The organism is Burkholderia sp. B10, assembly GCF_004368385.1.
Lineage (GTDB): Bacteria > Pseudomonadota > Gammaproteobacteria > Burkholderiales > Burkholderiaceae > Burkholderia > Burkholderia vietnamiensis.
On record NZ_PQMX01000146.1, the window covers coordinates 1 to 4129 of the forward strand.

The following is a 4129-nucleotide window of genomic DNA, read 5'->3' on the forward strand; positions in this document are numbered from 1 at the left end:
CTCATCGTATAGGAACGGCCTGCCCACCCGAAGTGCTCCCCAGTGCCCCATGTCCCGGATGGTCACACCATACGCTCAAACCGCTCGGCGCGGGAACGCGAGGCACCGGCTATATCATGCCGGTTACGAACGCCATTGAAAGTCTGAACATGCAGTTGCGCAAGATCATCAAGACTCGTGGTCACTTCCCGAATGACGAGGCCGCGATCAAGCTGCTCTGGCTGGCGCTGCGCAACGTGCTGGCCAAGACCGTGCGGGCCGCCTTCGACTGGAAATCAGCGATGAACCAGTTTGCTATCCTGTTTGGCGAGCGATTCACGCAGGCGCGCGGATAACGCGCTGTTCAACCGCCTCGCCCACAAAAATGCGGACAGGTTCCATCGGTGCACGATGCGTTACATAGCCCCGTTCAGTATGCCGGTCGAAGCACACCCCGACATGCTCACTGCCAGCATCAACAATACAACCCAACTCATCATGTTTCGGACCATCCCATTCTCCTTTGTTCAGACATCGATATACGACACCGACTGGGACGCTACAAGTTTCGGCGGCGGCGAGCACTGACAGATACAAAGATCGTCGCTCAATGCCGCCTCGCGCCCATCCGGCCCGGTGCTCGAAATCCTGGGACCGGTGCATTGAATCTTGCCGATGGTTTTGCAGACGGGACACCAGACCGGATCAAGTTCGCGCGACTGTTCACTGCCCGCGATCTGATCAGTGCTATCCCCGGCCTGGACAACTCCGCCAACCGTTGTCTTGTCACCCTTCACGATGTCGTATCGCTTCATTCGGCCCTCCACTCACACGGCACCTGGACGCAGCCGCAGACTGTTTAGCAACGTGTCCCACGTTTGCAGCGCCCCCGCCTCATCTACCGGCGATGTTGCCTCTTCCGGCTTCAAGTCGGGACTGCTCGCGCCAAGCAACATCTGAATTGCCGTATGTGGTTTCGCCAGCGTGCTTTCATCGCCCGGAGCAAGAAGATAAAAACGGTATGACGTAATATCGCCCTCCTTCAACTCGAACAACACTTCCTCTGCATCCATCCCCGCAACCGTGCGCTTGCCTTGCCGCAAGATTCGATAATGGCCGGGCAATCGATCCATCTGCGCGCGCAATTGCGGCAACGTCTTGGTCAACGGCTCTTTCTGATCCGTGTCCACCGCGTCACGCATCACAATCACCAACAACGCCGGCCGGCCTGGCATCAATGCGAACGACTGGCTAACTTCCTCAGTATAGGTTGACGAACCGGTGACGATTCCACCGTCGAAACAGAATCCCGATTCCGCAGGCACCGCCCAGTTATCGCGAGCCTTGATACGACGAATCGTGTCATTATAAATATCTTCCACCCTACCAATTGCAGACGACCCAATTCCACCAGTCGTATGAAAAAGCGTGCCCTTATCGTAGACGAATCCCTCGGTATTAAACGGCAACACAACTCCCTCAGTCGCAGCATCCTGGTACACGAACACCCGCGAATCTTTGACCGGAGAAAATGCCTTTTCAAGCCATGGATGATTCGTTTCTTTATTTTTATTTCCAGGGTCTATGCGTCGCTTATCGCGCAACTCCCTCTCCCGCGCCTCAACCCTAGTTTGATAATTTGCAAGCGAAACATTGTACGTGGTCTGCAACTTCTCGCCACGAAACTCATATCGCTGATTCGAAATTTCGCTCATCGCTGGCCGGTTGAACACGAAACGACCGATACACCACGGACGCGGTTTGGACAGCAAGGGATTAGTCATCGTCGGTTCCCCGGAAAACACAATCGAACAGGCGCACGCACCCGCCACAAACAACAGAAATTTCAGGAATCGTTTCAGCATGATGGCACCTGTGCATCCTGCGCGATCTGCACGATGCTGTAGAGCAACGCCCATCGAGTCCACGGATGGTTAAAGCTCCCCTGGTGATCGTAGCCGCCCTGCACAAACGCCATCTGTACGCCTTGTGCCGGATCACCCTCTACGCCCGGTCTCAACCCGCGCGCCTGCGCGTCGGCCGACCAGGCAGGCACCGTAGCATCACCGGCAATGATCCCGTTCTTATCCGGATCGGGGACAGTTGCCTCAGCGGGCAACTTCGCAACCTTCTGCACCTCAAAATCGATGGTCGCGTTGCGCGAATCCAAATACACCCGTACGTTTCCTCTATGCGAATCATCCGCACGCATGAACCGTGCGGCGCACAATTCCTCCTCCGTAACGCCCGCCGGGACATTCCCCTTCCAAATCACCTTGCCAAAGGTTAGCAACTTTTCGAGCGGCAAACCTTTTTCGATGCTCGGCTTATCCTTACCTCCATCCTCCGATTTTTTATGCAACTCCCCAATACCATTGTATGCCGCATATGTTCTCGCATGATAAAGGTTTGTTATTTGATTCTGCTTCGCGACAACATCCTTGATGGTTTCATAAAAATTATCCAAAACTGTTTTCCCCTGCCCAATTTTATCGAGCCTCTTTTTTACGATTCCTGCCGGGTCCAACAAGGACGGATCGGGTACCAAGCCATACCATTTTGAATTCGTATAGATTTCTTTGTATGCACCACCACTCTTAGGAAACTCCATGACCACCTCACCATTGAGTCGCGCGAACACCCACCATGGCTTACCATTGATGTAGTCCGGCATGGGTGTCAGTTCGAATGGTCCAGGCGCGTTCGCCATCACAGCCACAAACTCGTCCGCATCACGACCAACCAGGCTGCCATTAATAAAGCTGTTCATCCCGCCTTCATTACCACCGCCGGTCCTGAATCGTTTGACCGCAACAGGCGCGCCAGTCGCCGGCTGCACGTTGTGAAACACTCCGTGCATCAAATCTTCCGCGCCATGCATTGCAATCGCCATCCGCGCGACCAATCCCCCCATAGAGTGAGTCAAGATGATCGCCTTACCACTATGGTTCTCTGCGATGATTTCCTTGATTCCCATCAGGCGCGTTATTTTCTTCGTCTTCGGGTCTTGGTAATCGGATCCTTCAACCACCTGCTTTCCCGAGTCCGCGTTCGACTGCAACCAGTTGTAGCCGATTGCATACACGCGATACCGGAACTTCGAGAAATGCTCGAATTCCGCAGAGTTCAGAGTAATCTTCCCTCCCTTCCCGAGCGCACCGTATTCGGCGGGATCGGTATCGATCACGGGCTTGAGCGTCCATTTCTCGCCGTCGGGGTCTGGCGTGACCCACGGCCCGTGCGGTTCACCCAAAAGCTTTGGCTGATTCAGCGTTTCTTCGAGCCACGCCAGTACCGGGTGATAGCTCGTGCGGTGAATCGAGCCCCACCCGCGCCGTCTCGCTTCTTTTTCGTCGACTAACTGCTCAGGAACATCGTTCCTGCCATGCTTGCCGACATTGATCGGCCCGAGCGGCGTCACCGCCGCCCTAGTCGGATCGAACTGCCTTTCCCGCGCCGATGCGCCCGTGAACCACAGGCCAAGCAGCGCCGGAAGCGCACCCAAGTTACCGAGCATGCCGTCCGTGTTTGGTGCGAAGAACAGTTCATTGCCATTTTCGTTATCCGTCAGCAATGATCCCATTACGCCCGGCAGAAAGATCACGGGAATAATGGGCCGTACGTCACACAACAGTTCCTTCTGCCGCGTATCGCTCGCAGGAGTGAGCGTGAATGTTCCATACGACGACCCGTCTGGGGCGGTCCGCCCCATCTGCCGCACAACCTCTTGCTCAGCATCGTCGCTGAACGGCGAGTCGCCCCCTTGATTACCTGCGTGACTGTCGCTCATAGAATTTTCTGGATCAGTATTAGTCGTTCAGGAAGGGATCATTCCGAACCGTTGCCCGAGCTCGCGGGCAACTCCGGACGAAGCGCATGCAATTTCAGCGTCTCGATGTCCTCATTCTTCTGCTCGGCAACGTGGCCCAACTCATTCGTCATTCCCTTGATGCGAGTGCCGTCGCCCCGCACCAGTTCATAGGGGTGATTCTTCAACACCTCGCCAGAGATGCGATCTCGCAACACATACGGATCGTTGAACTTGGCTTGCGGCAGACTGTTCATATGCTGCGCAATCGAGCTCGGCCCCTGACGGCTGAGCGACGCCGATTTGATCGTGCGCGGACCTTGCGTGCCGTCTTCAATGCCA

At 55.5% G+C, this 4129-nt stretch carries 4 protein-coding genes and 1 pseudogene; 1 reads left to right on the forward strand and 4 read right to left on the reverse strand.

What is annotated here, in order from left to right:
- On the forward strand, nt 1–335 hold a 335-nt coding region (locus C3Y15_RS32480), incomplete at its 5' end, for a transposase (RefSeq protein ID WP_226146360.1).
- A 171-nt stretch (nt 336–506) separates the two neighbouring features.
- Here C3Y15_RS32480 and C3Y15_RS31125 read toward each other — a convergent pair.
- From C3Y15_RS31125 to C3Y15_RS31140, 4 genes and pseudogenes are all read right to left on the reverse strand, one after another.
- Nucleotides 507–794, reverse strand: coding sequence for a PAAR domain-containing protein (locus C3Y15_RS31125; RefSeq protein WP_072465597.1), 288 nt, complete (start codon nt 792–794; stop codon nt 507–509).
- A gap of 12 nt (nt 795–806) precedes the next feature.
- Nucleotides 807–1844 (reverse strand): T6SS immunity protein Tli4 family protein, encoded by a 1038-nt coding sequence (locus C3Y15_RS31940; RefSeq protein ID WP_232356122.1) that lies wholly within the window; start codon nt 1842–1844, stop codon nt 807–809.
- Nucleotides 1838–3769, reverse strand: coding sequence for a hypothetical protein (locus C3Y15_RS31135; RefSeq protein WP_059460482.1), 1932 nt, complete (start codon nt 3767–3769; stop codon nt 1838–1840). The genes C3Y15_RS31940 and C3Y15_RS31135 overlap by 7 nt, the downstream gene beginning before the upstream one ends.
- A 38-nt stretch (nt 3770–3807) precedes the next feature.
- Nucleotides 3808–4129: pseudogene (locus tag C3Y15_RS31140) on the reverse strand (type VI secretion system tip protein VgrG); the annotation flags it as partial.